We start from the raw sequence: 1,645 nt of genomic DNA, 5'->3' as shown, positions 1-1,645 counted from the left end.
ACAGTCAAGTAGTCTTCGACTGAAACTCCGTCTTCGCGAGCAGGCTCGCTCCCACAGGGGATCGCGGGCAAACCTGTAATCAGGTCGGCTGTCAGGCCGCCTCGCTTTGGCTTTTCCAGCCGCTAGAAAACAAAAAAAACCATAACACCCATGTTCACCCATCGGGCGCGGGATCTTGCGCGCCCGAATTAGCAACGAAACACCCAAATAACGATAAGAAACAGGAGCCCCGTATGTTCAACCGAGCAATCCCCACCGCCATCCTGCTGGCCACAGGCTCCCTGTGCGCCCAGGCTGCCGACAACAACACCCATGGCTTTCTCGAAGACAGCAAAGCCACCCTGTCGATGCGCACCTTGTATTTCAACAGCGACAACCGCGACGGCACGGCAGCCCCTTCGAAAACCGAAGAAACCGCCCAGGGTTTTGTGCTGCGCTACGAGTCCGGTTTCACCCAGGGCACGGTCGGTTTCGGCCTCGATGCCCAGGCGTTGCTGGGGGGGACGCTCGACAGCGGCAAGGGGCGCCACGTCGGCAGCGGGATGATCCCGTCTGATGGCGACGACGCTGCCGACACCTGGAGCAGTTTCGGCCCGACCGCGAAAATGCGCCTCGGCAAAACCGAGTTGCGCTACGGCACACTGCTGCCAAAACTGCCGATCCTGATCTCCAATGATGCCCGTGTGTTGCCGCAATCGTTCACCGGCACCCAGATCACCTCCAAAGACATCGATGGCCTGACCCTGACCAGCGGCTTGCTGGAACAGGCGGTGGGGCGTGCCTCGACCGATCGCACCGGGCTGTCGGTCGCCGGTGCTACCCGGGACAGCAACAAGTTCTACTTCGCCGGTGGCGACTACGAGGTCACCAAGACCCTCAAGGCCCAGTACTACTTCGCGCAGCTGGAGGATTTCTACAACCAGAACTTCTTCGGCCTGACTCACCTGCTGCCGATCGACAGCGCCAGCTCGATCACCACCGACCTGCGCTACTTCCGCACCACCTCGAGCGGGGCCAACAGTTCGGCCGCGGGCCGGGCGCAAGGCTATCGGGTGTCGGGTTACACCGAAAACAACGACGGTGAAATCGACAACAACACCTGGGCTGCGATGATCACTTATGCCAATGGCGGCCACGCGGTGGCGCTGGGGTATCAACAGGTAGGCGATGGCAGCAACTTCGTCCAGCCCAACCAGGGCAGTCTGCCGGACAAAGGCGCCGGTGGCGGCAGCGTCTACCTGCCCACCGACCGCATGATCCAGAGCTTCACCCGCGCGGGCGAACAGACCCGTTTCGGCCAGTACACCTACGACTTCGCGGCGCTGGGCGTACCGGGGTTGAAAGCGTCGATCGTGTATCTGAAGGGTACCGGCATCAAGACGCAGGACGCCGGGGACCAATCCGAGTGGGAGCGCGACATGACCCTGGACTACGTGATTCAGTCGGGCACGTTCAAGAACGTCGGCTTCTCGTTGCGCAATGGCCAGTCGAACACCGATGCCGGTCGTGATGTTGATCAGAGCCGCTTCATCGTCAACTACGCGATCCCGTTGTTGTAACCCCCTGATCAGCACAGTCCTGTGGCGAGGGAGCTTGCTCCCGTTGGGCTGCGAAGCGGCCCCAAAAAAGGGACTGCTGCGCAGTC

The 1,645-nt window shown here is 61.3% G+C and carries 1 protein-coding gene; it reads left to right on the top strand.

Annotated features, from left to right (window positions below):
• The first annotated feature begins 233 nt into the window (after positions 1 to 233).
• Positions 234 to 1,559 carry an OprD family porin gene (locus ACW9HW_RS30005; protein ID WP_457402951.1) on the top strand — a complete coding sequence of 442 codons (1,326 nt, stop codon included), beginning with the start codon at positions 234 to 236 and terminating at the stop codon, positions 1,557 to 1,559.
• The last annotated feature ends 86 nt before the right edge of the window (positions 1,560 to 1,645 follow it).

This window comes from Pseudomonas sp. SDO5532_S415, from assembly GCF_054071155.1.
The sequence above is the reverse complement of the archived record's forward strand: the minus strand, read 5'-3'. Positions and strand labels throughout refer to the sequence as shown.

Coding starts and splice junctions, on each gene's coding strand:
- ACW9HW_RS30005 (WP_457402951.1), top strand. CDS start 234: ATGTTCAACCGAGCAATCCCCACCGCCATCCTGCTGGCCACAGGCTCC.